The sequence below is a fragment of the Rathayibacter sp. AY1F4 genome (genome assembly GCF_002931775.1).
Classification (GTDB): Bacteria; Actinomycetota; Actinomycetes; order Actinomycetales; family Microbacteriaceae; genus Rathayibacter.
Window position 1 is genome coordinate 95,151 of record NZ_PSVE01000008.1, and the last position, 22,278, is coordinate 117,428.

Genomic DNA, 22,278 nt, shown 5'->3' on the forward strand with positions numbered 1-22,278 from the left:
TGGGGGCGCGGGGCTCTCCCCGCGCCCACGACCGCACGTCCGGGAGGCCCCCCTTGATCGGCGACCGAACCACTCACGAGAACCCGGGGCGTCCCGCCTCCCTCCTGCGTCGCGGTGTCCTCGCCGCCGGTGCGATCGGGGCGGTCGGCGCCTGGAGCGCCGCCGCAGCCCCCACCGCCGAGGCCGCGGTCACGATCTCGCAGGGCGAGCTCGACCGGATCGCCGTGGTCGCCTCCGCCGCCCGCTTCTCGGGCATCGACGCGACCGGCGCGACGGACTCGAGCGCCGGCCTGCAGAAGGCGATGAACGCCGTCCCCGAGGGCGGCCTGCTGGTGATCCCGACCGGCACCTACCTCGTCGGGGCCTCGCTCTACCCGCGGCTCGCCAAGTCCCTGCGGGTGAGCGCGCACGGGGCGAACCTCGTCGCCACCTCGTCGAAGCCGATCTTCTCGGTCTCCGGGGCCTACGGCACCGTCCTCCCCGTCACCGCCGTGACGATCGCCGCCCCGGCTGGAGCCTCCGCCGTGTCGCAGCTGAGCGTCGGCGGCACACCGGACTGGGCTCCCGGCACGATCGTGAAGATCGTCTCGGACGACCCGATCCCGGAGCGCCGGCCGGGGGACGGCGTCGTCGAGTCCCGCCTGGGCGAGTTCGCAGTCGTGCGCTCCTCCTCCGGATCGACGGTGGTGCTGGGCGGAGTGCTCCGCGAGACGTACAGCACCAACATCCGGGTCGCGCAGATCTCGGACCAGACCTTCTCGATCGAGGGAGGCACCCTGATGGTCGCGGCCGCGCGGGCGACCGCGTCGAACGAGCCCCTCGTCTACTTCTCCCGCCTGCGCTATCCGCAGCTGCGCTCGGTGACGGTCACCCGCGCCTCGGGGCCGGTCTTCCGCTTCACCTCCTGCTACGGGTACCTCGTCGAGGACGCGGTCGTGCGGTTCGCGACCGACGACGCGGGCTCGTCGATCCTCGGGTACGGCGTCTCCGACGTCGGGAGCAGCTTCGGCCAGGTCGACCGCGGCGTGTACTCGCATGTGCGCCACTCCTACTCCGACGACACCAACCGCGTCGCGGCCAACAGCGATCTCTCCGGCTACGGCCGCACCTACGGCACGGTCGTCTCGGGAGTGAACGCACTGATGACCACCTCGAGCGCCTTCGACACGCACCACTGCTCGGAGGGAGTGACCTTCATCGGCTGCACGGCCACCTCCGGCATCGGCCAGGGCAGCCAGGGGCAGTCCGGGTACCAGCTGCGGGGGATCGGGCACCGGGTCGTGGACTGCACGGCCCGCTTCGTCGAGAACGGCGTGATCGTGCAGGACGAGGCCAAGGGCGGGGACTCGCGCTCGCATCAGATCAACGGATTCCGCGCGTTCGACGCCCGGGGAGCCGCGGTACGCGTCGTCCGTCGACCCGCCGGGCACCCGAGCGCCGGCGTCTTCGACCCCTCGCCGACCGTGACGGCCTCGGACATCTACGCCGAGCGAACCGGAGCGCTGCTGGTCAGCTACAACGCCTCGGTCGTGCTGGCCGGAGGCGTGTTCCGCGCGGGCGCGAGCAATCCCGGCACAGGCGATTACCACGGCATCTACTCCGAGAACAGCCTGCTGCGGATCCGCGACACCATCCTCGACTTCGAGGCCAACACCTCCGGCACGCCCCGGCCCATCGGCTCGGGCAGCACAGCGGGCGCGGTCCCGGGTCAGCAGCGCACGGAGATCGACGGACTGGAGGTGCGCAGCACGCCCGACGTGGTCGCCCGCACCTGGGGCGTCTTCAGCGGAACGGACCACCTGGTGCGCGCCCGCAATGTGCGGTTCAGCTACCCGTTCCGCTACATGCCGGGGGAGAACCTGTCGCCCCAGTCGTCCATCGAGTGGCGGTGCGACGTGCCCGCCGACGGAGGGACCGAGGTCGCCACGTCCGGCGTCTTCGTCTGGGGCAACAACGAGGTCACGACGACCCAGAAGCGCCTGCCGCTCTCACCCGACCCGGTGATCATGGTGCGACTGGTGTCCACGAACACGCTCACGATGGCGGCCCTGCCTTCGGGCTCCGTCTTCGGTCAGCGGCTGCACCTGCTGCACGCCGGGGCGCGTCCGGTCACCGTGCGCCACGGTGCGGCGGGCGGTACCGCGCTCACCGGTGGTCAGGACGTCGCCGTCGATCCGGGCGGACAGCTGCTGCTGTTCTGGGACGGCGGGGCCTGGCGGCAGTCGGTCTAGCCGTCCGGCTGCAGGGTCGGCCGGCGTCCGAGCGCGCGTCGCGTCAGCGGGGGAGGTGCTGCCGGCGCCGCTTCGGCGATTCGGCCTTCGACGGCGGCACCGGAGGCGTCTTCGCGCGACGGGCCGCGATGGCCACGGCGAAGACCAGCGGCCAGAGCGCGAGGGGCACGCCGGGGTTCGAGAAGTGGCTGTGGATGGTGGAGATCACCACGAGCACGACCAGCAGGATCGCGACCGGGAACACGGCCGCGGCTCCGAGCATCCGGCGGGAGCGGAGCACGACGGCGAACGCGACCAGCAGCAGGATGACCTCGGGGAGGAGACCGAGGACCCCGCTCGCGATCAGCGTGCGCATCCACTCGGACTCGGGCGACACCCACACCAGCGAGGACGGCCGCACGGGCCAGCCCTTGTCGACGGCCGAGTAGACCTGGGTGCCCCAGCCGCTGAGCGGACGCTCCGCGATGGCGGGGAGGGTCTCCGTCACCCAGATGTTGACTCGGTAGCCGATGGTCTGCGGCAGCCAGGAGTACTGGGCGATCGCGTACTGCGACTGCCCGGACTGCTGCTCCAGGCGTGCGGCGATGCTCTGCCCGAGCACGAGCCATCCGGCCACCAGCACGGCCACCCCCGAGAGCACCAGGACGGGGCGGGCCTTCAGCCGCAGGGCCGTGAGAGCCAGGATGACCGCTGCGGCGCCGATCGTCGCGAAGGTCAGCGTCGTGACGGCGCCCGCGAAGAGCACGGTGAGGGCCGCGACCGGCCAGGGGGCGAGCTTCGTGCCCGTGGAGCTGATGATCAGGTCGACACAGGACGCCGCGATCACGCAGGCGAGGTACCCGCCGAGAGCGGTCCAGTGGCCGATCGTCGACGTGCCCCGGATGTCCCAGCCGCTCGAGAGCCGCTCGGCGAGACCGCCGGAGCTCGTGATCTGCACCAGCACCTCGTTGACGCCGGGCACGCGCAGCAGCTGCGCGATCGCGATCAGCGCGACGAGCACGCCCGGTGCGCTGAACCCCCGGAGGAACGGCGCCAGGTCCGACGGAGCGCGGACGACCATCCGGACCGGGAAAGTGGCCGCATAAGCGACACCGACAGTGAGGAGCACGCCGATGAAAGGCGAATGTCTCAACTCGCCCGAATTCACGAGCTCGAGCATTCCCCAGGCGATGAGGAGAAGAAGGAAGGAGTAGTCGAGAGAAGTCAGTCTCACTCGGGCGAGAGGAGCCCTGTCCTTCCAGAGAAGTGCCGTGAGGAAGGACAGCCCCACGAGCAGCATGCTCACTCCCTGGAAAGGGCCGAGAGCGTTGACCTGGACTCCGACGAGTCCTGCCGCGGAGCCCAGGAGCACGCCCACCAGAAGCGGCCGTCTCGCTCGTCGAGGATCGCTCGAGGGCATTCCGCGTCGCGCGCCTCTCTGCCGCCCGTTGGGGGGGACAAGCGCTGATCGATTGTTCGAGATGGGATCGTCCTCCGTCGAGAGCGCGGGCGCCGCTCGCTAGCGGGGATATCACGCGGTGAGGCAGATGTGCCGAGTGCCGTTAGTCTAGGTCGGCGTCGTGATTCTCGCATGCCGCAGGACGAGGAGAGCATACTTCTGTGCCGAAGATCGACGTGGTCCACTGGAATCCCGCACAGCCGATCAGTCGCGCCCCCTGGGCCCGATTCGTGCCGATCCGCAGGAGAGTCGACAACTTCGGCGATCTGCTCGGCCCGATGATCGTGGAGCGGATCCTGCAGCGCGAGGGGATCTCACCCGGCTCCGCGCTCGAGCGCCGCCGACTGCTCGCCGTGGGGTCGATCCTCAAGCTCGCCCGCGACGGGGACACCCTGTGGGGCATCGGGGCGAACGGTAAATCGCTGGACGCACGGTTCGACTTCACCGACCTCGACGTCCGGGCCGTCCGCGGTCCTCTGACCCGCGGCTTCCTCCGTGCCCGGGGCATCGCCGTCCCCGAGGTCTACGGCGACCCGGGCCTGCTCGTCGGCACCCTCTGGGGTCGTGACGAGCTGCGCCGCGGCACTCCCGACCGCCGGGTGACCGTCCTCCCCAACTTGAACGATCTCCGTCGGATGCGCGCCGACGGGACCGCCCCGCGGGCGGAGGACGGCCTCGTCGAGCCGACGCGCCCCGTCTTCGAGGTGCTGGGCGCGATCGCGGCGAGCGACCTCGTCGTCGGTTCGTCCCTGCACGCGATCGTCGTGGCGGAGTCGCTGGGGATCCCGGCTCGGCTGGTGGCCTCGGCGAGCGAGCCCGACTTCAAGTACCGGGACTACTACGAGGGCTCCGGACGCGCGGGCTTCACTCCGGCCGCGACCGTCGCCGAGGCGATCCAGGCGGGGGGCGAGCCGCCCCTGGACTGGCGTCCGGACGCGCTGCTCGAGGCCTTCCCGCGCGATCTCTGGGGGAGCGTCGTCGAGGCTGCGCGGTGACGATCGCCGGTGACGCCGCCCGCGGCGCCGCTGCCACGCTCGGCGGGCAGTGGATCCGCTTCGTCCTGCAGCTGGGCGCGCTCGCGGTCCTCGCGCGGCTTCTGAGCCCGGACGACTACGGAGTGGTCTCCATGGTGCTGGCCATCGCCGGAGTAGCGACGCTCCTGGGCGACTTCGGGCTCTCCATGGCGTCGATCCAGTCCAGCGACGTGACCGACGCCCAGCGCAACAACCTGCTCTGGATCAACGTCCTCCTCGGGCTGGTGCTGGGCGGGATCGTGTTCCTGCTCGCAGTGCCGATCGCTGCGTTCTACGGGCGCGACGAGCTCGTCCCGGTCTGCCAGGCGCTGTCCGCGGTGTTCGTGGTCAACTCCGTCACGGCCCAGTTCAAGGCCGAGGTCTCCCGCCGCTTCCGGTTCCGCTGGCTCGCCGCCTCCGATGTGCTGGCGCAGCTCGTCGCCTCCACGGGCGCGGTCCTGCTCGCGCTGTCGGGAGCGGGCTACTGGGCCCTCGTCGCCCAGCAGCTGCTGGTCGCGGTCACGACCCTGGTCGTCCTGGTGATCGGCGCCGGCTGGCTGCCCGGCCTGCCCTCGCGCACGCACGGCATGCGCGCGTTCCTCGGCTTCGGCGCGAACACGGTCGGGGTGCAGCTGGTCAACTACATCAGCGGCAACGCCGACAGCGTGCTGATCGGTCGGGTCTGGGGAGCCGGCGCGCTGGGCGTCTACGACCGCGCCTACCAGATCTTCCGGATGCCGCTCCAGCAGATCGCCGCGCCCATGACCAGGGTCGCCTTCCCCGTGCTCTCGCGGATGAAGGACAGCCCGGAGTTCGAGCGGTACGTGCAGCGGGCCCAGCTCGTGCTCGCCTACGTCATGGGAGGAGTCTTCTTCGCGGCAGCCGCGCTCGCCGACCCGATCATCGAGATCGCGCTCGGCCCCGGCTGGGACGAGTCCAAGACGATCTTCCGGATCCTCGCGATCGGCGGCGTCTTCCAGGCGCTGGGGTTCGTCTACTACTGGGTGTTCCTGGCGAAGGCGCTGACCGGGCTCCAGCTGCGGTTCAGCATCGTCTCGCGCTCGCTCATGGTCGTCTTCATGGCGATCGGAGTGGTGTGGGGGCCGATCGGCGTCGCGGTCGGCAGCACCGCCGGCCTCGTCCTGAACTGGGTGGTGCTCTCGTTCTTCGCCGTGCCGCGCGCCGGCATCGACGTGAGGGCGCTCCTCCTGCAGGCCTGCCGTCCGCTCGCGCTCGGGGTCGCGATCGTCGTCGTCTCGTTGCCCGCGCTGGCGCTGACCGCCGGGCTCGGCGCCCTGGGCCAGCTGCTGATCGTGGGCGCGATCGACCTCGCGATCGCCGGGCTCGCCGTCCTCCTCCTCCGGGCCTACCGGGAGGACGCGCGGCTCCTCCAGCGGACCGTCCTGGCGATCCGCCGACGCTGAGGTCGCCGACGTCGCGGAGGGCGCCCGGCCCGGGCGCCCCGGTGGTCAGAGGGTCAGCGACCTGCGGAGCCCGGCGAGGCGCTCGCGCCCGACGGCGAGGTCGGCCAGGAGCCGGTCCCTCTGACCGAGCAGGGCCTGCGCCCGCTCCACGGCGTCCGCCTCGCCGGTGACGTCCTTCTCAGCGAAGGCCACCGGCAGGGTCGTGACTGCGGCGAACGTGCGGCGCACCTTCTCCGGGTCGCTCGTGGTGAAGCCGATCGGGACGGCGCCCTCGGTCATCCCGAGGATGAGGGCGTGGATCCGGTCGCTGACGACCGCGGCGCAGTCGCGGTAGAGCTCGCGCACCCGCTCCTCGTGGTCGGCGTGCGAGACGGAGGCGTCCCAGCCCAGGACGGTGCCGTCCAGGTCACGGGCGAGCTCGGCGCAGCGCTGCTCGTCCTCCTGCATCTGATCGACGACGACGATGCGGGCGTCGAGCGAGCGGGCGAGTGCGCGCACCGTCCCGAGCCAGACCGCGGTCGGGGCCGGACGGTCGCCCCTCAGCGCGACGGCGATCGTGCGGCGCTGATCCGCGGGACGGAACCGCTCGGGCGCGCTGCCGAGCGCGAAGGCCCAGTCCGGAGCGACGGTACCGACGCCCAGATCGGCGCGGCTGTCGGGGTCGCGCCAGCTGGTCGTCCCGGTCAGGGAGAGCATGCGTCGGAACCACCGGCGGGGGAGGGCTCCCTGGTTGCGCCGCAGCGCGATGCCGAGGGCGACGGGGCGGCCGCCGCCGAGGCGCGAGCGGGTCAGCAGCGCCGTCTGCCAGGCGGAGTTGACGAGGAAGCGGCGATCGAGGACCCATTCGCCCGCGTTCAGCGCGAAGCCCATGCGGGAGCCGCGCGGGCCGACGGCGAGGGCGGCGCGGAGCCAGCTCGAGCGGGAGTGGTAGATCACGTCCTCCGTGGACAGGCCCAGTCCCGAGATGTACGCGGAGTGGGTGCCGGCGTAGACGTGCAGCTGTCCCTGGTCTCGCAGTGTGTCGAGGTACGCCCGGCGGAGCACCGAGTCGCCCAGGTTCTCCTTCTGGCCGCTCGGGTTGACGAAGATGCGGGTGCTCATGAGGTCCCTCTTGTTCGGCGGGCACGAGCGACGGGGGCGTCGACCGCGAGGTGGTAGGCGCGGGCGTAGGATGCGCCGACGGCGCTCCAGTCGCGTCCCGCGAGGACGGGTCCCGACGCGGGGAGATCGGCGGTCGCGCGGACGGCGGCGAGCAGGTCGTCGCGGTCGATCCCGCCGTCGAACATGCGCACCCACTCCTGCCCGACCTCGTCGGCGAGCAGGACGTTCGCCGGGGTGCGCGGCACGAGGACGGGGCGGCCGAGCGACAGCGCGACCAGCAGGATGCCTGAGTTGTGCATCTCGGTGTAGGGGAGGACCACCAGCTGCGACGAGGTCATCTCGGCGACCATCTCCTCGTCCGGCACGAAGCCGAAGCGCGTCGCGACCCGGGCGTCGAGGGAAGCGGCCCGGGCGATCCGCTCGGCGAGGGCGGCGGGCGCCTTGCCGACGACGCCGAGGACGAGCTCCGGATCGTCCAGCTCCCGGAAGACCTCGACCAGGCGCTCGACGTTCTTGTAGGGCTCGATGCGGCCGAAGTACAGCAGGCGTCCCGGCTGCATCGGGGCGCTGTGCTCGAGCGGGAGCACGTCCCGGTAGTGGCCGTGCGGGATGAGGACGGAGCGTGCACTCCGCGGCACCGGCGTCACCCCCGTCAGGGTCACGAAGAGGTCCGTGCGCCGCTCGAGAGCAGACAGGAGCATCGTCTCGATGCGACCCCCGGGGGCGTGCGGCTCGAGGTTGTGCAGAGTGCGGACCACTTTTCCCCGAGAAAGCGACGATCGAGCGAGAAAGAGCGCGAACAATGTCGTCCGCGCCGCGGCTATCGGCTTCGATCTCCCTCTCATCAGGAATTCCGGCCAGTGGACGTGGAAGACGTCCCATCTGCCGATCAAAGCCTTTCTCCAGGAGAAGAAGGAGAAGTCGATCTCCTCGGGAGCGAAGCGCGTCACCTGGTCGACGAATCGTGTGGTTCCGTCCGGCGGAGCGACGGAGAGGAGGACTCGGACGGTATTCCTCTTCGGGGCCGGATCGGTCACGCGTCATTCCCTTTCGAAGTGTTCAGGATATGGAGTCCCATTCGGGAATCCGACGATTGTCGGTCGGACGAACGGGTGTCATGCCCTCGTCCCGCACTGTCTGTAATACTCGACGAACCGAGGTGAAGGCTAATCGAACGGGTTCGCGGGCGAGGTGAACGATTCTCGCCGTCATGACCCCCCAACGGGTAGCCGAACCGGTCTCGGACCCGAATTCCCCGGTGTTACCGTCAAGTGATCCGTCTGGAGACCATCGCCCCGTGAAAGCACTGTATCTATCCGGCGCTCCGCGCCTGTCGACCAAGCCCTCCACCGAGAGTCTGGGCCCGCGCTCGCACATTCTCGGCGTGATCAACGGCTTGGAGCAGAGCGGCGTCCGGGTCGAGCGCTTCATCGTCGGCGACGCGATGCCGGAGGCGGTGCACGGGCAGGGGTCGGAGAGCCGCATGTCCGGCTCGCGCCTGTCCATCGTGGCGACCGACGTCTTCCGGCTGGTCTCCCGGGTGCGCTCGCGCTTCCAGCTGAAGCGCCGGGTCTCCGGGTCGACCGCCGACTTCGCCTACGAGCGGTACGCGCTCTTCCAGGAGCTCGGCTCCCTCGCCCGTCGCGCCACCGGGGCCGTCTGGGTCCTGGAGGTCAACGCCCTCCTCGCCGTCGAGGCGACCAGCGAGCGGCGGGCGACCACCAGCCGCGCTCTCGCCGAGTGGATGGAGGGACGCACTCTCCGCCGCGCCGATCTGATCGTCGCCGTCACGGACGCCCTCGCCGACCAGCTCACTGCCCGGTACGGCATCCCCCGGGAGCGCATCCTCGTCGTCGCCAACGGCGTCGACCACACCGTGCACCGCCCCGCAGAGATCGTGGACGGGACCCGCACCCCGAGGATCGGGTTCCTCGGCACGCTCTACCCGTGGCAGAACGTCTCCTCGCTGATCGAACTGCTGGCCTCGCAGGACCTGGGCGAGGTCCACCTCGACATCGCCGGCGACGGACCGGTCCGCGCCGACCTGGAGAGGCAGGTCCACGAGCTCGGCCTCGCGGATCGCGTCACCTTCCGCGGACGGGTGCACCCCGACGACGTCCCCGCCTTCCTCGCCGGCGTCGACCTCTGCTTCGCCGGACACTCCAGCGCCAACGGCAGCTACTTCTCCCCGCTGAAGCTCTGGGAGTACCTCGCCGCGGGCAAGCCGGTGGTCGCGAGCCGACACGACGTGACGGCGGGCCTCCAGCGCGAGGGCTACCCCGTCGTCTGCTACGACTCGGCAGGAGAGGAGGACCTGCGCAGTGTCCTCACCGAGAGCGTCCGCTCGCTGCCGGAACTCTCCCGGGTCGCCGCCGACCGTCAGCGCGACGTCTGGGCCGAGCACTCGTGGGCCCGCCGCGTCGAGACCATCGTCACCTCCGTGAAGGAGACCGCATGACAGCCGCTGCGCGCACTGCGCTCCCCTTCGACCTCGGTCATGTGGACGCCCGGACCGCTCCGGGGATGATCGCCGAGATCCTCGCCGGCGAGCACCGCGGCCGCATCATCGGGAACCTCAATCTGCACGGGCTCTACATGGCGCAGACCGACGAGCACTTCCGCCGGTTCTGCGAGAAGGCCGACACCGTGCTGATCGACGGCTGGCCGATCCTGGCGCTCGCCCGAGGAACGGCGGTCGACTCGCCTCTGACTCCGCAGCACCGCATCGGCAGCACCGACTGGCTGTTCCCGCTGATCGAGAACGACGAGCCTCTGGTGGTGGTCGCCGTGGGCGGCACGTCGGAGTCCTCGTCCGCAGCGGCGGAGGCGGTCGCCGCCCGCACGTCCCGGATGACCTGGCTCGCGTACGACGGATTCGACCAGCAGTGGCACGGCATCGGCGAGGAGCGGCCGCTCGCCGAGTCGCTCGCCCGTGCCGACCTCGTCCTGGTCGGGATGGGCATGCCCCGCCAGGAGCGCTGGATCCTGGAGAACCGGGACCTCGCCCCGCGGGCGGCGTTCGCGAACGTGGGGGGCTGCCTCGACTACATCGCCGGCACGCAGGCGCTCGCCCCGCGGTGGATGGGCGCCCTGGGCGTGGAGTGGCTGTTCCGCCTGGCGCGCGACCCGCGCCGCCTCGCGGCCCGCTACCTCCTCGAGCCGCTGCAGCTGCTCCGCATCGTCCTGTCCGGTCGGTCCCGCGCGAAGCGGACGCCCGGCCCGTGCGACTCTCCGCGGCCTTCCGGCCGGGTGTCGACCGGAGTCGGTCCGCACTGATCCCCGCCGGCGGGCCGCCTCAGGCCTGAGCGGAGTACTTCTCCTCGGTGGCGGCCTTCGCGGGGCGCCACCAGTCCTCGTTGGCGCGGTACCAGTCGATGGTGGCGGCGAGTCCGGCGTCGAAGTCGGTGTAGCGGGGGCGCCAGTCGAGTTCGGTGCGCAGGCGGGTGGAGTCGATGGCGTAGCGGAGGTCGTGTCCGGCGCGGTCGGTGACGTGGTCGAAGGCGTCCTCGGGTTGTCCGAAGGCGGTGAGGATGCGGGTGACGACGTCGAGGTTGCTCTTCTCGCCGTCGGCGCCGATGAGGTAGGTCTCGCCGATCTCGCCGCGGTCGATGATGACCCAGACGCCGGTGTTGTGGTCGTCGACGTGGATCCAGTCGCGGACGTTGGCGCCGGTGCCGTAGAGCTTGGGGCGGATGCCGTCGATGGCGTTGGTGATCTGGCGGGGGATGAACTTCTCGACGTGCTGGTAGGGGCCGTAGTTGTTGGAGCAGTTGGAGATCGTGGCGCGCACGCCGAAGGAGCGCACCCAGGCGCGCACGAGGAGGTCGCTGGCGGCTTTGGTCGAGGAGTAGGGGCTGGAGGGGTTGTACGGGGTGTGCTCGGTGAAGCGCGCGGGGTCCTCGAGCTCGAGATCGCCGTACACCTCGTCCGTCGAGATGTGGTGGTACCGCACGTCGTGCGCGCGCACCGCCTGCAGGAGCGCGAAGGTGCCGATGACGTTCGTCGCGAGGAAGGGCGTCGGGTCGTGCAGGGAGTTGTCGTTGTGCGACTCCGCGGCGAAATGGACCACCAGATCCGCATCAGCGACCAGCCGGTCCACCAGCTCGGCGTCGGCGACGTCGCCCTCGACCAGCCGCACTCGGTCGGCGACGGGGGCGAGGGAGTCGCGGCTGCCCGCGTAGGTGAGCTTGTCGAGCACGGTGATCCGCGCGTCGGGACGCTCGCGCAGGGTCAGGTGGACGAAGTTGCTGCCGATGAAGCCGGCACCGCCGGTGACGAGGATCCGCACGGGTTCTCCTGGAGGTCGGGAAGGTCGGGGGAGGCCGGGCTCAGTGGCCCGCGTTCACGCCTTCGAGGCTGAGCAGGCGGTGGAGGTAGGCGCCGTATCCGCTCTTGACCAGCGGTGCGGCGAGCTCGGCGAGGCGGGTGTCGTCGATCCAGGAGTTGCGCCAGGCGATCTCCTCGATGCAGCCGATCTTGAACCCCTGCCTCTGCTCGATCACGCGCACGAACTCCGTCGCCTCGATCATGGAATCGAAGGTCCCGGTGTCGAGCCACGCCGTTCCCCGGTCGAGCACCTGGACGTTCAGCCGCCCCGCCTCGAGGTAGCGCTCGTTGATCGTCGAGATCTCGAGCTCGCCGCGGGCCGAGGGCGTGATCGTCTTCGCGATCGCCACGACGTCGTTGTCGTAGAAGTAGAGGCCGGGCACGGCGTAGTTGCTCCTCGGCTGCTCGGGCTTCTCCTCGATGGAGACGGCTCGGAAGTGCTCGTCGAACTCGACGACTCCGTAGGCGCGCGGGTCGGCGACCTGGTAGGCGAAGATGACGGCGCCCTCGATCGTGGTGTTCGCCGCGAGGGCGGTGCCCAGGGCGGTGCCGTGGAAGATGTTGTCGCCCAGGACCAGGGCGACGGACTCGTCGCCGATGAACTCCTCGCCGATCAGGAACGCCTGCGCGAGCCCGTCGGGGGAGGGCTGCACGGCGTACTCGATCCGCATGCCCAGGCTCGACCCGTCGCCCAGCAGGGCGCGGAACTGGTCGTTGTACTCGGGGGTCGTGATCACGAGGACCTCGTCGATCCCGGCCATCATCAGCGTCGACAGCGGGTAGTAGATCATCGGCTTGTCGTAGATCGGCATCAGCTGCTTCGAGATGCCCTTGGTGATCGGCCACAACCGCGACCCCGAACCACCCGCGAGGACGATGCCCCTCATCGGAGCGGCCCCGGGTGAGGAGCTGCGGCGGGGGTCCGCTGCACCGCCGAGGGGAGCGTGAAGATCTGCGGGGAGAGGGTCACGGAGCCGACTCTATCGGCGGCGCCGCGGTCCCTCCGCATGCCGGTGCGGCGGGCGCGCAGCCCGTGGCGGGGACTGACGGTCGAGCGACCGCTGCCGACGCGATCCGACTCCGTGAGCGGCGCGCACGCCGCCTCCGCGTCCGTATCGCGCCTCCCACTCGGAGCCTGCCGGGCACGGGGATAACTTCTCCGACGTCCGCGGCTCCGCCTGCCGCGACGGAGAGAGGTACCGCCCTGTGCACGAGGTCATCGACCAGCGGGACTCCGCGCTCCTCCCGTCTCCCGGTCCCTGCCGCCGATTCCCCCTGACGGGGGGAGTCCGCCCGTGCTGACCATCGGGATCGTCGCCCTCGATGCCTGGCACGCGGCTCCGCTCGAGCGCGCCTGGCGCCGCCGGGGACACCGCGTGGTCGTGGTGACCGGTGACCCGGAGGGGTTCAGCGGGGCGGAGCTCCGCCCCAGCGTGCTCGCCCGCTTCCTCGAGCCCGCCCGCCGGAGGGGCGCCGGGTCCGTCGGGCTCGCCGTCGTCACGCGCCGGGCCCGCCGACTGCTCGCTCCGGAGCGGCCCGACCTCGTGGTGGCTCTCCCGGGGACGGCCGTGGAGCTCGCCGGGCTCGCTCCGATGACCGTCCTCCTGGCCGACGACCTCCCGGCACTTCCGCGCCTCCGGTTCGAGGAGGAGCGCCGCGGTGCTGTCGTCGTCACCCCGACGGAGCGGCTCGCGTCAGCCCTCGCGGGAACGGTCGTGCCCCTGGGCCTGCCGGACGCGTCGTTCCCGACGCCGTCCGCCCCCGACGGGCCCCTCCGCTTCGCCGCCGTGGGAGCCTCCGGTCTCGACCGGGGCGCCGAGCGGCTCGATCTCCTCGCCCGGCTGGACGGCACCGAGTACGTCACCGTGATCGACGACGGCGGCGGGATCGCCGACGACCTCGCATCGGGGCTGCGCTCCGTCGGCGAGCAGGACCGCGACGGCGTCGTCGAGGTGCTCCGCCACTCCCACGTGTACGCCCACCTGACGCCGTCGACGACCGGCGCGGCCGCCGGACTCGACGCGCTGGCGAGCGGGCTGCCGGTCCTCGCGATCGAGTCGAGCGTCCTGGCCGATCTCTGCGCGGCGGGGGCGGGCGTGGTCCTCTCCGACGACGCGACGCGCGAGGAGTACGAGGACGCCCTCCACCGGCTCCGACGCGAGTGGACGGCTCTCTCCCGGGGGACCGCCGAGCTCGCGCGGGAGCGCCCGTGGTCCGTCGCGGCCGAGGAGATCCTCGCCCTCGCGGAGGGACGCGTCCGTGTCGCCTGAACCGGTCCCGGCTGTCGGCGCCTCCGCCGACGTGATGCTGCCGAACGCCGTCGCCCTGCGCCTGGCCGCCGTGCTGGTGCAGTACACCCTGCGGACGCACGGCGTCCGCAGCCTCGTGGTGAAGGGCGAGGGTCTGCACCGCCAGGGGATCCGCGCGCCGATGACGTCGGCCGACGTCGACCTCTGGGTCGACCCCGAGCGCTTCGACGAGGCTCTCGGGCTGCTCGCCTCGATGGGCTGGCGCCGCCGCGCCGAGGCTCTCAGCTGGACGCTCTTCGTCGACCACTCGATCACGCTCGTCCACCCCTCGTGGCCGTGCGACGTCGACGTCCACCGCTCCTTCCCGGGTGCCTTCGAGGAGGAGCGGATCGTCTTCGACCGCCTCTGGGCGGCCGCCGAGGATCTGCCGCTGAGCGACGAGACCCTGCGGATCCCCGGGCACGCGCACCATCTCGTGCTGCACGCCCTGCACCAGCTGCGCAGCGCGCGCTCCGCCTCGGCGACCACGGTGCTGGCGATTCTGGAGGCGCACGGCGCCGGCCTTCCGAGCGAGGAGCGCGAAGCGATCCGCGACGCGGCCGTCGAGCTCGGCGCGCAGACGCCGATGACGGAGCTCCTCACCTCCTGGGGAGTCCCAGCCGCGCCAGAGGAGCGCTACCGGCAGACCCAGACTCTCTGGGACGTGCGCCGCAGCTCCGACCGGCACACCTTCAACTGGCTGCACGCCGTGGCGTCCGCTCCCTGGCGCTTGAAGGGAGGCCTGCTGCTGAGAGCCGCCTTCCCCACCCGCGCGGATCTCGAGGCGAGCCATCCCGAGGCGACGACGGTCCGACGTCGGCTCCGGCTCCGGGGGGAGCGGACCCTGCGGGCGCTCCGCGGCCTCCCCTCCGCCCTCACCGGTTTCGCCCGGTTGGCGCTGAGCGGCCGCAGCGAGGCGCAGGGCCCGGCGTCCTCGTTCGAGGCGATCGCGGCGACCACGGCGCCGGAGAGCGACCTCCCGGCCTCGTCCGATCCCGCGGCGAGCGCCGTGCATCCGGTGGAGGCCTCCGCCGAGGCGCAGGGTGGCAGCGCGCCGCCGGCCCAGCGCTTCGCCGTCGAGCGCACGGACCGTCAGGTCTACGTGCTCGACCTGTCCCGCCCGTCGGTGCCCCCGATCGTGCTCTCGCTGAGCGCCGCCTCGGTCTTCGAGGCCGTGATCCGGCAGCGCCGGCCCCGGGACGAGGTCGTCGACCTCCTCGCCGATCACTACGACGTCGACCGCGGGACGATGGGCCGCGACGTCGACGCCGTCCTGGCCGAACTCGACGTCCGCTTCCCGGGCGCGGTTCCCGACGGGGCGCTCTCATGAGGGCCGCCCGTTCCCGATCCCTGCGGATCCTGCACGTCCTCGACTCCTTCGAGGACGGCGGAGCGCAGCGTGTGGCCCTCTCCCTGGGCGCGTGGAGCCGCGAGCACGGCTGCGAGACCGCCTACTGGGGGCGTCCCGGGCCGCTCAGCGACCGCGCCGCGCAGGAGTCGCCCGTCTTCGTGGTGCCGAGACCGAGACAGGGCTTCGCGGCCGATCTCCGCGGCCTCGCTCTCGCCGTCCGCCGGTTCCGCCCGCACATCCTGCACGCCCACCAGCGCCGCGAGGCTCTGCTGGCCCTCCTCGTCGGCGCCGCGCTCGGTGTCCCCGTGGTCGAGCACGCGCACACCGAGCTGCCCGGGATCGACAGGCGAGCGCTCTCCTTCCGCTCCCGGCGGGTGTTCGCCGTCTCCGCCTCCGTGGGGCGGATGGTCGTCGAGGGCTACGGCCGCCCGCAGGATCGCGTCGTGGTCACCGGCAACGCCCCGGCGAACGTCACCGCGGAGCCCGCGAGCGCGCCGGAACTCGCCGAGCCGGTCGTCCGCGTCCTCGGCATCGGGCGGCTCGCGGAGCAGAAGGACCCGATCCGCTTCCTCGCGGCCGTCGAGGCCCTCGCCCGGGTCCGGCCCGTCACCGGCACCTGGCTCGGCGACGGTCCGATGCTGCCGGTGCTGCGCGAGCGCGCCCGGGGAGCCGGAGTGGTCGACTTCGCCGGTCCGTCGGCGGACGTGACCGGAGCGCTGGACGCGGCGCATCTCCTCCTGTCGACCTCGCGGTGGGAGGGGACTCCGCTCGTGATGCTGGAGGCGATGGCCCGCCGTCGCCCGGTCGTGGCGACCGACGTCGGCGGTGTGGGTGAGCTGCTCGCCGACGGTCGGGGCCTCCTGCTCCCCGCCGACGCCGACGGGGAGCGGATCGCCGAGCTCCTCGCCGCCGCTCTGGAGCGACCCGAGGGGCTCCTGATGCAGGCCGACCGCGCGAAGGCGTGGGTGGACGAGGCCGCCTCGCCCGACGCCGTCTTCGGACCCGTCGTCGCCGCCTACCGCGAGCTCGGGGGCCGACGGTGAGCGGGGGCGTGCACTCGGTGACCGTCGTGGCTCCCTGCTACAACGCGATCGCCCGGCTCGACGGCTTCCTCGCGCGGCTCGCACTCACTCTCGGACCGGGGACGCGGGTCGTCCTCGTCGACGACGCGTCCTCGGACGGCACGGCGGAGGTGCTCGAGAAGTGGGCCGAGGGACGCGAGGACGCCCGGGTCCTGCTCCTCGAGCAGAACGGCGGCGTCGCTTCCGCCCGGAACCGCGCCCTCGACGGCATCGACTCCGAGTTCGTCTGGTTCGTGGACGTCGACGACGAATGGGACACGGAGATCCTCCGGACCCTCACCGCCGAGGCCGAGCGGACGGCGGCCGACGTCGTCGTCTGCCGGGCGCTCTACCGCACCCGGCAGTCGACCTCCGGACGCGTGATCGACGGTCTCGACCGGCGCGAACTGGTCTCGTCCGAACTCGCTCTCGAGCGGATGGCGTCCGGGCGCCTGCACGGCTTCCTCTGGAACAAGCTCTTCCGCCGCGCCGTCCTGCAGGAGGAGCTCTTCCCGCGCTTGAGCTCCCAGTCCGACTTCGTCGGTGTGCTGCGGGCGGTCCAGGCGTCGGAACGGGTGCTCTTCGTGCCGGAGATCCTCTACTCCTACATCCACACGGCGTCCTCGATCACCCGTCGGCGCGACCCGGACCTCCGGAACCTCCTGGTCTGCGCCGAGGAGATGCGCGCGGCGCTCGCCCGTACGTTCGAGGAGGTGCCGCGCCCGCTGTCGGACTGGTTCACGACCTGGTTCTACGCCGTCCCCGTCGCACTCACCCCGATCCGCCAGAACTCCGACCCGGCGCTCGTCGAGACCGGAGTCCGGCTCGGATCGGAGGCGCTGCGGCACGTCCGTGTGCTCCGCTCCGCGCGGACGCCGCGCCTGCTCGTCCTGGGGCTGGTGCTCAAGCACGTCCCCGCCGCCTTCACGGCGCTCAGCCGGATCCTCTACGCCGTGCACGACTCCCGCCGCCGGCTCTCCGATCGGAGGAGCACCCGATGGACGACGTGACCGTCCCCGTGCAGGCCGCCGCGGCCCACCCCTTCCGCACACCCGCTCCATTCCCTCCCTCCCGCACCGACCCCCGAGGAGCATCGGCATGACCTCCTACATCACCGGCCGCATCGAGCGGATGCCGGCCAGCATCACCACGCTCGACGAGGCGGCGGAGGCCGTGCTCGAGCTGTCCCGGAGCGGCCGCGACGAGCTGGTCGTCACGCCGAACACCGATCACTTCGTGCGCTGGAAGCACTCGGGCGAGTTCCGGCGGTACTACGGCCGGGCGTCCCTCGTGGTGCTCGACGGGGCTCCTCTGGTCTGGCTGGCCCGCTCGTACGGCCACCGCACGGCGAGCCGAGTGACGGGCATCGACCTCTTCACCGAGGTCTGCCGCCGCGCAGCGCTCGAGGGTGCGCCGGTCGCTCTCATCGGCGGACGCCCCGGAGTCGGCGATCGCGCAGCCGCCGAGCTGCAGCAGCGCTTCGCCGGGCTGCAGGTGCCGGTCGTCGTCTCGCCGGAGCCGGCCGAGCTCGCGGACGACGCCTACCTCGCCCGCCTCTCCTCGACCCTGCGCGCGGCCGACGTCCGCATCGTCGCGCTCTGCCTCGGCTCCCCGAAGCAGGAGGAGGTCCGCGAGCGCCTGCTCGCCGTCGGCGGCACGGGAGCGGTGTGCCTCGGCGTCGGCGCCGCCGTGGACTTCCTCGCCGGCGGGATCCCGCGGGCGCCGCTCGTGGTGCAGCGCCTCGGCCTCGAGTGGGCGCACCGGCTCAGCCGGGAGCCCGGCAGGCTCTGGCGGCGCTATCTGGGCGACGCCGTGCGGGTGCTGCCGAGCGTGGTCGCGGCCCTCCGCTACCGGGTGCGCCGTGCCGTCCGCTGAGCACGCGGGAGTCGCCGCCGCCGCCGAGAGGCCGCTGGTCCTGGTCTGGAAGCGCGCGTGGCTGCAGGACTCCGAGACGTTCGTCCGCAATCAGATGCACGGACTCGAGCGCTGGCGCGCCCTCGGAGTGGGCCTCGAGCGCACCGGCTCGGGCGTCCTCCACGACCGCACGGACATCGTCCTGCACGATCCGATCACCCCTCGCGGGCGGCGGTCCCTCCTCCTGCGGTGGTTCGGAGTGTCACGACGGCTCGACGCGATCGTCGATGAGCACCGGCCCGCCCTCATCCACGCGCACTTCCTCATCGACGCCGTCTCCATCGCGCGGTACGCACGGAGGAGGCGCCTCCCGCTCGTCGTGACGGGGCACGGCTACGACGTGACCAGCTGGCCGCTCGCGACCGGAGCTCCGCGCCTGCTCCGACCCCTCGCCCGCGCTCACCGCGCCCTCGAGGCCCGTGCCGTCTTCCGCACCGCGCACGCGGTGATCGGGGTCTCCCGCTTCATCACCGACGGGCTCCTGCGCCTGGGGGCGGACCCGCGGCGCACCGGAGTGGGCTACATCGGCGTCCCGACCTCCCGCCCCGAGGCCGCACCGGCTGCGGAGCGCGCGGGAATCGTCTTCGTCGGACGCCTCACCGACAAGAAGGGCGTCCCGGATCTGCTCGAGGCGGTCGCCGCCCTCCCCGGACCGATCCGCGACGTCCCCCTGACCGTCGTCGGCGACGGCCACCTGCGGGAGGCGCTCGTCGAGCAGGCGGCGCGGCTGCGCCTGCGGGTGACCTTCACCGGCTCCCTGCCCCCCGCCGAGGTCGCTCGCCTCCTCGCCGGCGCCGCGGTCTTCTGCGCACCGTCGCGGACCGCGGCGACGGGCGACTCCGAGGGCTTCGGCATGGTCTTCCTCGAGGCCGCGCTCGCCGGCGTCCCCGTCGTCTCGTACCACCACGGCGGCGTCCCGGAGGCGGTCGAGGACGGCGTCACCGGGCTGCTCGTCCCGGAGGGGGACGTGCCCGGCCTCACCGGGGGGCTCGCCGCCCTGCTCCGGGACCCGGACCGCGCGACGCGGATGGGCGCGGCCGGGCGGGAGCGCGTGCTCGCCTCGTTCGACCTCGCCGAGCGGATCCGCGACCTCGAGGACCTCTACGACCGGGCGGCCGGGCGGTCAGCGTCGACGACGGACGGAGATCGCGGATGAGCCGCGCCGAGCACCGCGCCGACGATCCGCGACCTGGCCTCCGTCCGGCCTCCGCCGGGCGGGAGAGGTGAGCCTGCGCCGGAGCACCGTCGACGCGACCGCCTGGACGGCGGTCTCGTTCGCCGTCGCGCTCGTCGTGCAGCTCGGGCAGTTCGCGCTCCTGGCGAGACTGCTGGACCCCTCCGAGATGGGGATCATCGCGATCGTCGCCCTGCTCAACGCGTTCGTCGACATCTTCCTCGGCATGGGGGTCGCCCAGGCGATCATCCAGCGCCGGCGGGCGACCAGCTTCGAGCTCTCGTCGGTCTTCTGGCTCAACCTCTCCGTCGGGCTCCTGGTCACCGTCGCCGTCCTCCTGGGCGCCGCGCCGATCGCCTCCCTGCTCGGGTCCGCCGCCGCGGCGCCGGTCCTCACCGTCGCCTCGCTCGTGTTCGTGGGCAGCGCAGCCGGGCAGGTGCCGAGAGCGGTGCTCGAGAAGGGGATCCGGTTCCGAGCGGTCGCCGTGTCCGAGACGATCGCTCTCGTCGGCGGCTTCGCCGTGACGGTCTGCCTCGCGGTCTCGGACGGAGGGGCGCTCTCCTACGCGTGGGGGCTCGTCGCGACCGCGGCTCTGCGCTCCGTGCTCGCCCTCGTGCAGGCCCGGCGCTGGTTCCGACTGCGGTTCCGGTTCCGGATCCGCGAGACCGCCCGCTTCCTCTCCTTCGGCGTCTTCCAGACCCTCGACGGCATCGTCAACTACCTGGGCTCGAACGCCGGCTCGCTCGCGATCGGCCGCCTGCTCGGACCGGCCCAGCTGGGCGGGTACACCCTGGGATACAACCTCGCCGTGAACCTCCCCGCGAGGGTCAACCCGATCGTGACGCGGGTGATGTTCCCGGTGTTCTCCTCGATCCAGCACGACCGTGAGCGCGTCGCGCGGAACCACCTCCGCGTCACCGCGGTGCTCAGCATGGCGAGCATTCCGCCGCTGATGCTGGTGGCGCTGCGCTCCGAGGAGATCGTGCGACTGTTCTACGGACCCGGCTGGGGCTGGATCGCGGGCATGACGAGCGCACTGACGGTAGTGGGCGCGGTGCGGGCGATCGGCAATCCGGTCGGCTTCATCCTGATGGCGATGGACCGGGTGCGGTTCGGGCTGGTCGTGAACATCGTGAAGACCGCGATCACGGTCCCGATGATCGTCGGCGGGGGAGTGCTGTTCGGACTCGACGGCTTGATCGGCGGGCTGCTGCTCTCGAGCGCTCTCGGCTTCGCCGTCACCTGCGCCGTGCTGCGGGTGGTGCTCGGAGTGCGCCTCGGAGCGTTCCTGCGCGCGTGCGCCGCGGGGCCGCTGCTCGCCGCACCGATGGCGATCGTGCTGCTCCTGCTCCGCATCCTCCCCGAGGGCGCGCCCCTGCGGCTGCTCCCGGTGGAGCTGGCGCTCGCGGGCCTCGTGCTGGGAGCGACCGCCCTCCTGGCGCCGGGGCGCGACATCGCCGAGGCGCGATCGCTCGTCCTGTCACGACTGCCCGCCCGGTTCCGGCCCGGCGCCGCCGCCCCGGTCGAGGTCGCCGTGGTGCTGGCCGCCGAGGAGCGCTTCGACGGCAGCGGGGGAGCCGTGGCGACCTGGGTCCGCGAGACGGTGTCCCGGTCCTCGCTCCGGATCGCCGTGCACGCGCCGTGGTCGTCGGCGTCACCGGGCGTGGACGTCAGGCCCCATCGTCTGTACCGGCGGATCTACGCGGTCCAGCGGCGCGCGGCACTCCTCCTGGCGCATCGGCGCGACAGCGACCCCGGCGCCGAGCTGCGCCGGCTGTCCTTCGGCGGGCGCTTCTGGCTGCTGGTGCTCGCTCCGTCGCTGCGCCGTGTCCCGACGGTCTGGATCCACAACCGCCCCCGCTACGCCGTGCGCCTGCGCCGCCTGGGCTACCGGGGGCGGATCGTCGCGCACCTGCACAACGACCTGCTCGATCACCTGCCGCCCGATCCCGCCGCGGCCCGGCGCTACCTCGACGCGGTCGACGAGTGGATCTTCTGCAGCGAGTTCCTGCGCGCCCGAGCGGTCGACCGGTACGGCCTGATCGCCACAGCCGTCCTGTACAACGGGGTCGTCCCCCCGCCCGAGGTCCCGCCGGCGCCGCTCGGCGGGACTGCGGAGGCGGTCTTCGCCGGGCGACTGGTGGCCGAGAAGGGAGCCCGCGAGGCCGTCGAGATCGTGAGGCGGATGCGGACCGAGCACGGCGCCGATCTGCGACTGGTCATCGCCGGCGCATCGGGCCTCGGGGACGATGCGACGCCCACCCCGTACGTCCGAGCGCTCGACGAGGCTGTCGCCGCCCTGCCCGGCGTCGTGCGCCGGCTCCCGTTCCTCCGGCACGAGGACCTGCTGGAGCTGTTCGGCTCCTCGGCGCTCCTGCTCTACCCCTGCCGCTGGGACGAGCCGTTCGGGATGGTGGTGGTGGAGGCGCTCTCGCGGGGGATCCCCGTCGTGACCGTCGAGCGCGGAGGCCTCCCCGAGATCCTGCGCACCTCCGACGGAGTGGTCGACGGATCCGTCCTCGTCCCGCCGGGCACGGAGGAGGAGGTCGCGGACGCCGTCCTCGCGGAGCTCCCCGCCCTCATCGCCTCGCTGCGCGATCCCCGGCGGCGCGCGGAGGTCGCTGCGGCGTCGCGGCGCCGAGCGGCGGACTTCGGCTGGCCGGGCATCGCCCGCCGCGCGGACGAGCTGCTGGCACACCCCCGTGGCTGACGCGCGGGACCGCCGCGCGCACGCGGATCGACGTTCCGCGCCAAGCCCGTCGAGGCTCGTGCCGCGCGATTAGTGTCGGCGCGACATGCCACCTGCATCCCCTCTCCCGCTCGCGTCCGCCGACGCCACCGCCTCTCCCGTGCTGCTCGATCCGCCTCCCGCTCCGGACCGGCGACCGCGGACGACCCTTCCGCCGCGAGAGGTCGGCCCGTCGTCCCGGAATCGGCGCGCCGCTCCTCCGCTCCGC

At 72.3% G+C, this 22,278-nt stretch carries 17 protein-coding genes; 12 read left to right on the top strand and 5 right to left on the bottom strand.

Annotation, left to right across the window (positions count from 1 at the left end; genetic code table 11):
• Window positions 1–53: 53 nt before the first annotated feature.
• Window positions 54–2,231: a hypothetical protein gene (locus tag C5C59_RS06945; RefSeq protein ID WP_104237569.1), complete on the top strand. Its 2,178-nt coding sequence runs from the start codon at window positions 54–56 to the stop codon at window positions 2,229–2,231.
• A gap of 43 nt (window positions 2,232–2,274) precedes the next feature.
• Here the strand turns inward: C5C59_RS06945 and C5C59_RS06950 are convergent, their stop codons facing one another.
• On the bottom strand, window positions 2,275–3,444 hold the full coding sequence (locus C5C59_RS06950) for an O-antigen ligase (protein WP_181134850.1): 1,170 nt from the start codon (window positions 3,442–3,444) through the stop codon (window positions 2,275–2,277).
• A 386-nt stretch (window positions 3,445–3,830) separates the two neighbouring features.
• Between C5C59_RS06950 and C5C59_RS06955 the strand changes: the two genes are divergently transcribed.
• On the top strand, window positions 3,831–4,664 hold the full coding sequence (locus C5C59_RS06955; protein ID WP_104237571.1) for a polysaccharide pyruvyl transferase family protein: 834 nt from the start codon (window positions 3,831–3,833) through the stop codon (window positions 4,662–4,664).
• On the top strand, window positions 4,661–6,106 hold the full coding sequence (locus C5C59_RS06960) for a lipopolysaccharide biosynthesis protein (RefSeq protein ID WP_104237572.1): 1,446 nt from the start codon (window positions 4,661–4,663) through the stop codon (window positions 6,104–6,106). Before C5C59_RS06955 ends, C5C59_RS06960 begins: the two co-directional genes overlap by 4 nt.
• A gap of 45 nt (window positions 6,107–6,151) precedes the next feature.
• Here C5C59_RS06960 and C5C59_RS06965 read toward each other — a convergent pair whose 3' ends face one another.
• Window positions 6,152–7,207, bottom strand: coding sequence for a polysaccharide pyruvyl transferase family protein (locus C5C59_RS06965; RefSeq protein WP_104237573.1), 1,056 nt, complete (start codon window positions 7,205–7,207; stop codon window positions 6,152–6,154).
• Entirely contained in the window at window positions 7,204–7,908 is a 705-nt protein-coding gene (locus C5C59_RS06970; RefSeq protein WP_181134851.1) for a glycosyltransferase, read from the bottom strand. The genes C5C59_RS06965 and C5C59_RS06970 overlap by 4 nt, the downstream gene beginning before the upstream one ends.
• Before the next feature lie 596 nt (window positions 7,909–8,504).
• Between C5C59_RS06970 and C5C59_RS06975 the strand changes: the two genes are divergently transcribed.
• Both C5C59_RS06975 and C5C59_RS06980 read left to right on the top strand, forming a co-directional pair.
• Window positions 8,505–9,665: a glycosyltransferase gene (locus C5C59_RS06975; protein ID WP_181134852.1), complete on the top strand. Its 1,161-nt coding sequence runs from the start codon at window positions 8,505–8,507 to the stop codon at window positions 9,663–9,665.
• Complete coding sequence (locus tag C5C59_RS06980; protein WP_104237576.1) at window positions 9,662–10,483, top strand: WecB/TagA/CpsF family glycosyltransferase; 822 nt, start codon at window positions 9,662–9,664, stop codon at window positions 10,481–10,483. Before C5C59_RS06975 ends, C5C59_RS06980 begins: the two co-directional genes overlap by 4 nt.
• Before the next feature lie 19 nt (window positions 10,484–10,502).
• Here the strand turns inward: C5C59_RS06980 and rfbB are convergent, their stop codons facing one another.
• Both rfbB and rfbA read right to left on the bottom strand, forming a co-directional pair.
• Complete coding sequence (gene rfbB, locus C5C59_RS06985) at window positions 10,503–11,495, bottom strand: dTDP-glucose 4,6-dehydratase (RefSeq protein WP_104237577.1); 993 nt, start codon at window positions 11,493–11,495, stop codon at window positions 10,503–10,505.
• 40 nt (window positions 11,496–11,535) lie between these two features.
• Window positions 11,536–12,420 carry a glucose-1-phosphate thymidylyltransferase RfbA gene (gene rfbA / locus C5C59_RS06990; protein ID WP_104237578.1) on the bottom strand — a complete coding sequence of 295 codons (885 nt, stop codon included), beginning with the start codon at window positions 12,418–12,420 and terminating at the stop codon, window positions 11,536–11,538.
• A 408-nt stretch (window positions 12,421–12,828) separates the two neighbouring features.
• Here rfbA and C5C59_RS06995 point away from each other — a divergent pair, with 408 nt between their 5' ends.
• From C5C59_RS06995 to C5C59_RS07025, 7 genes are all read left to right on the top strand, one after another.
• Window positions 12,829–13,803, top strand: coding sequence for a hypothetical protein (locus tag C5C59_RS06995; RefSeq protein WP_104237579.1), 975 nt, complete (start codon window positions 12,829–12,831; stop codon window positions 13,801–13,803).
• Window positions 13,793–15,151, top strand: a complete 1,359-nt coding sequence (locus C5C59_RS07000; protein ID WP_104237580.1) for a PqqD family peptide modification chaperone — start codon at window positions 13,793–13,795, stop codon at window positions 15,149–15,151. The genes C5C59_RS06995 and C5C59_RS07000 overlap by 11 nt, the downstream gene beginning before the upstream one ends.
• Entirely contained in the window at window positions 15,148–16,215 is a 1,068-nt protein-coding gene (locus C5C59_RS07005; protein ID WP_104237581.1) for a glycosyltransferase family 4 protein, read from the top strand. The genes C5C59_RS07000 and C5C59_RS07005 overlap by 4 nt, the downstream gene beginning before the upstream one ends.
• Window positions 16,216–16,223: 8 nt before the next feature.
• The gene (locus C5C59_RS07010; RefSeq protein ID WP_219814000.1) at window positions 16,224–17,243 is read left to right on the top strand and encodes a glycosyltransferase family 2 protein; all 1,020 of its coding nucleotides are present in this window, start codon (window positions 16,224–16,226) and stop codon (window positions 17,241–17,243) included.
• An 88-nt stretch (window positions 17,244–17,331) separates the two neighbouring features.
• Window positions 17,332–18,108, top strand: a complete 777-nt coding sequence (locus C5C59_RS07015; RefSeq protein WP_104237583.1) for a WecB/TagA/CpsF family glycosyltransferase — start codon at window positions 17,332–17,334, stop codon at window positions 18,106–18,108.
• A complete protein-coding gene (locus C5C59_RS07020; protein ID WP_104237584.1) occupies window positions 18,095–19,303 on the top strand; it encodes a glycosyltransferase in 1,209 nt (402 codons plus the stop codon). Before C5C59_RS07015 ends, C5C59_RS07020 begins: the two co-directional genes overlap by 14 nt.
• A gap of 67 nt (window positions 19,304–19,370) precedes the next feature.
• On the top strand, window positions 19,371–22,031 hold the full coding sequence (locus tag C5C59_RS07025) for an MOP flippase family protein (RefSeq protein ID WP_104237585.1): 2,661 nt from the start codon (window positions 19,371–19,373) through the stop codon (window positions 22,029–22,031).
• Window positions 22,032–22,278: the final 247 nt, after the last annotated feature.

What these genes read in the sequence shown, in the direction of transcription:
- C5C59_RS06965 (WP_104237573.1), bottom strand. Translation starts at nt 7,207, where the DNA reads ATGAGCACCCGCATCTTCGTCAACCCGAGCGGCCAGAAGGAGAACCTG.
- C5C59_RS06970 (WP_181134851.1), bottom strand. Translation starts at nt 7,908, where the DNA reads ATGCTCCTGTCTGCTCTCGAGCGGCGCACGGACCTCTTCGTGACCCTG.
- C5C59_RS06980 (WP_104237576.1), top strand. Translation starts at nt 9,662, where the DNA reads ATGACAGCCGCTGCGCGCACTGCGCTCCCCTTCGACCTCGGTCATGTG.
- rfbA (WP_104237578.1), bottom strand. Translation starts at nt 12,420, where the DNA reads ATGAGGGGCATCGTCCTCGCGGGTGGTTCGGGGTCGCGGTTGTGGCCG.
- C5C59_RS07005 (WP_104237581.1), top strand. Translation starts at nt 15,148, where the DNA reads ATGAGGGCCGCCCGTTCCCGATCCCTGCGGATCCTGCACGTCCTCGAC.
- C5C59_RS07015 (WP_104237583.1), top strand. Translation starts at nt 17,332, where the DNA reads ATGACCTCCTACATCACCGGCCGCATCGAGCGGATGCCGGCCAGCATC.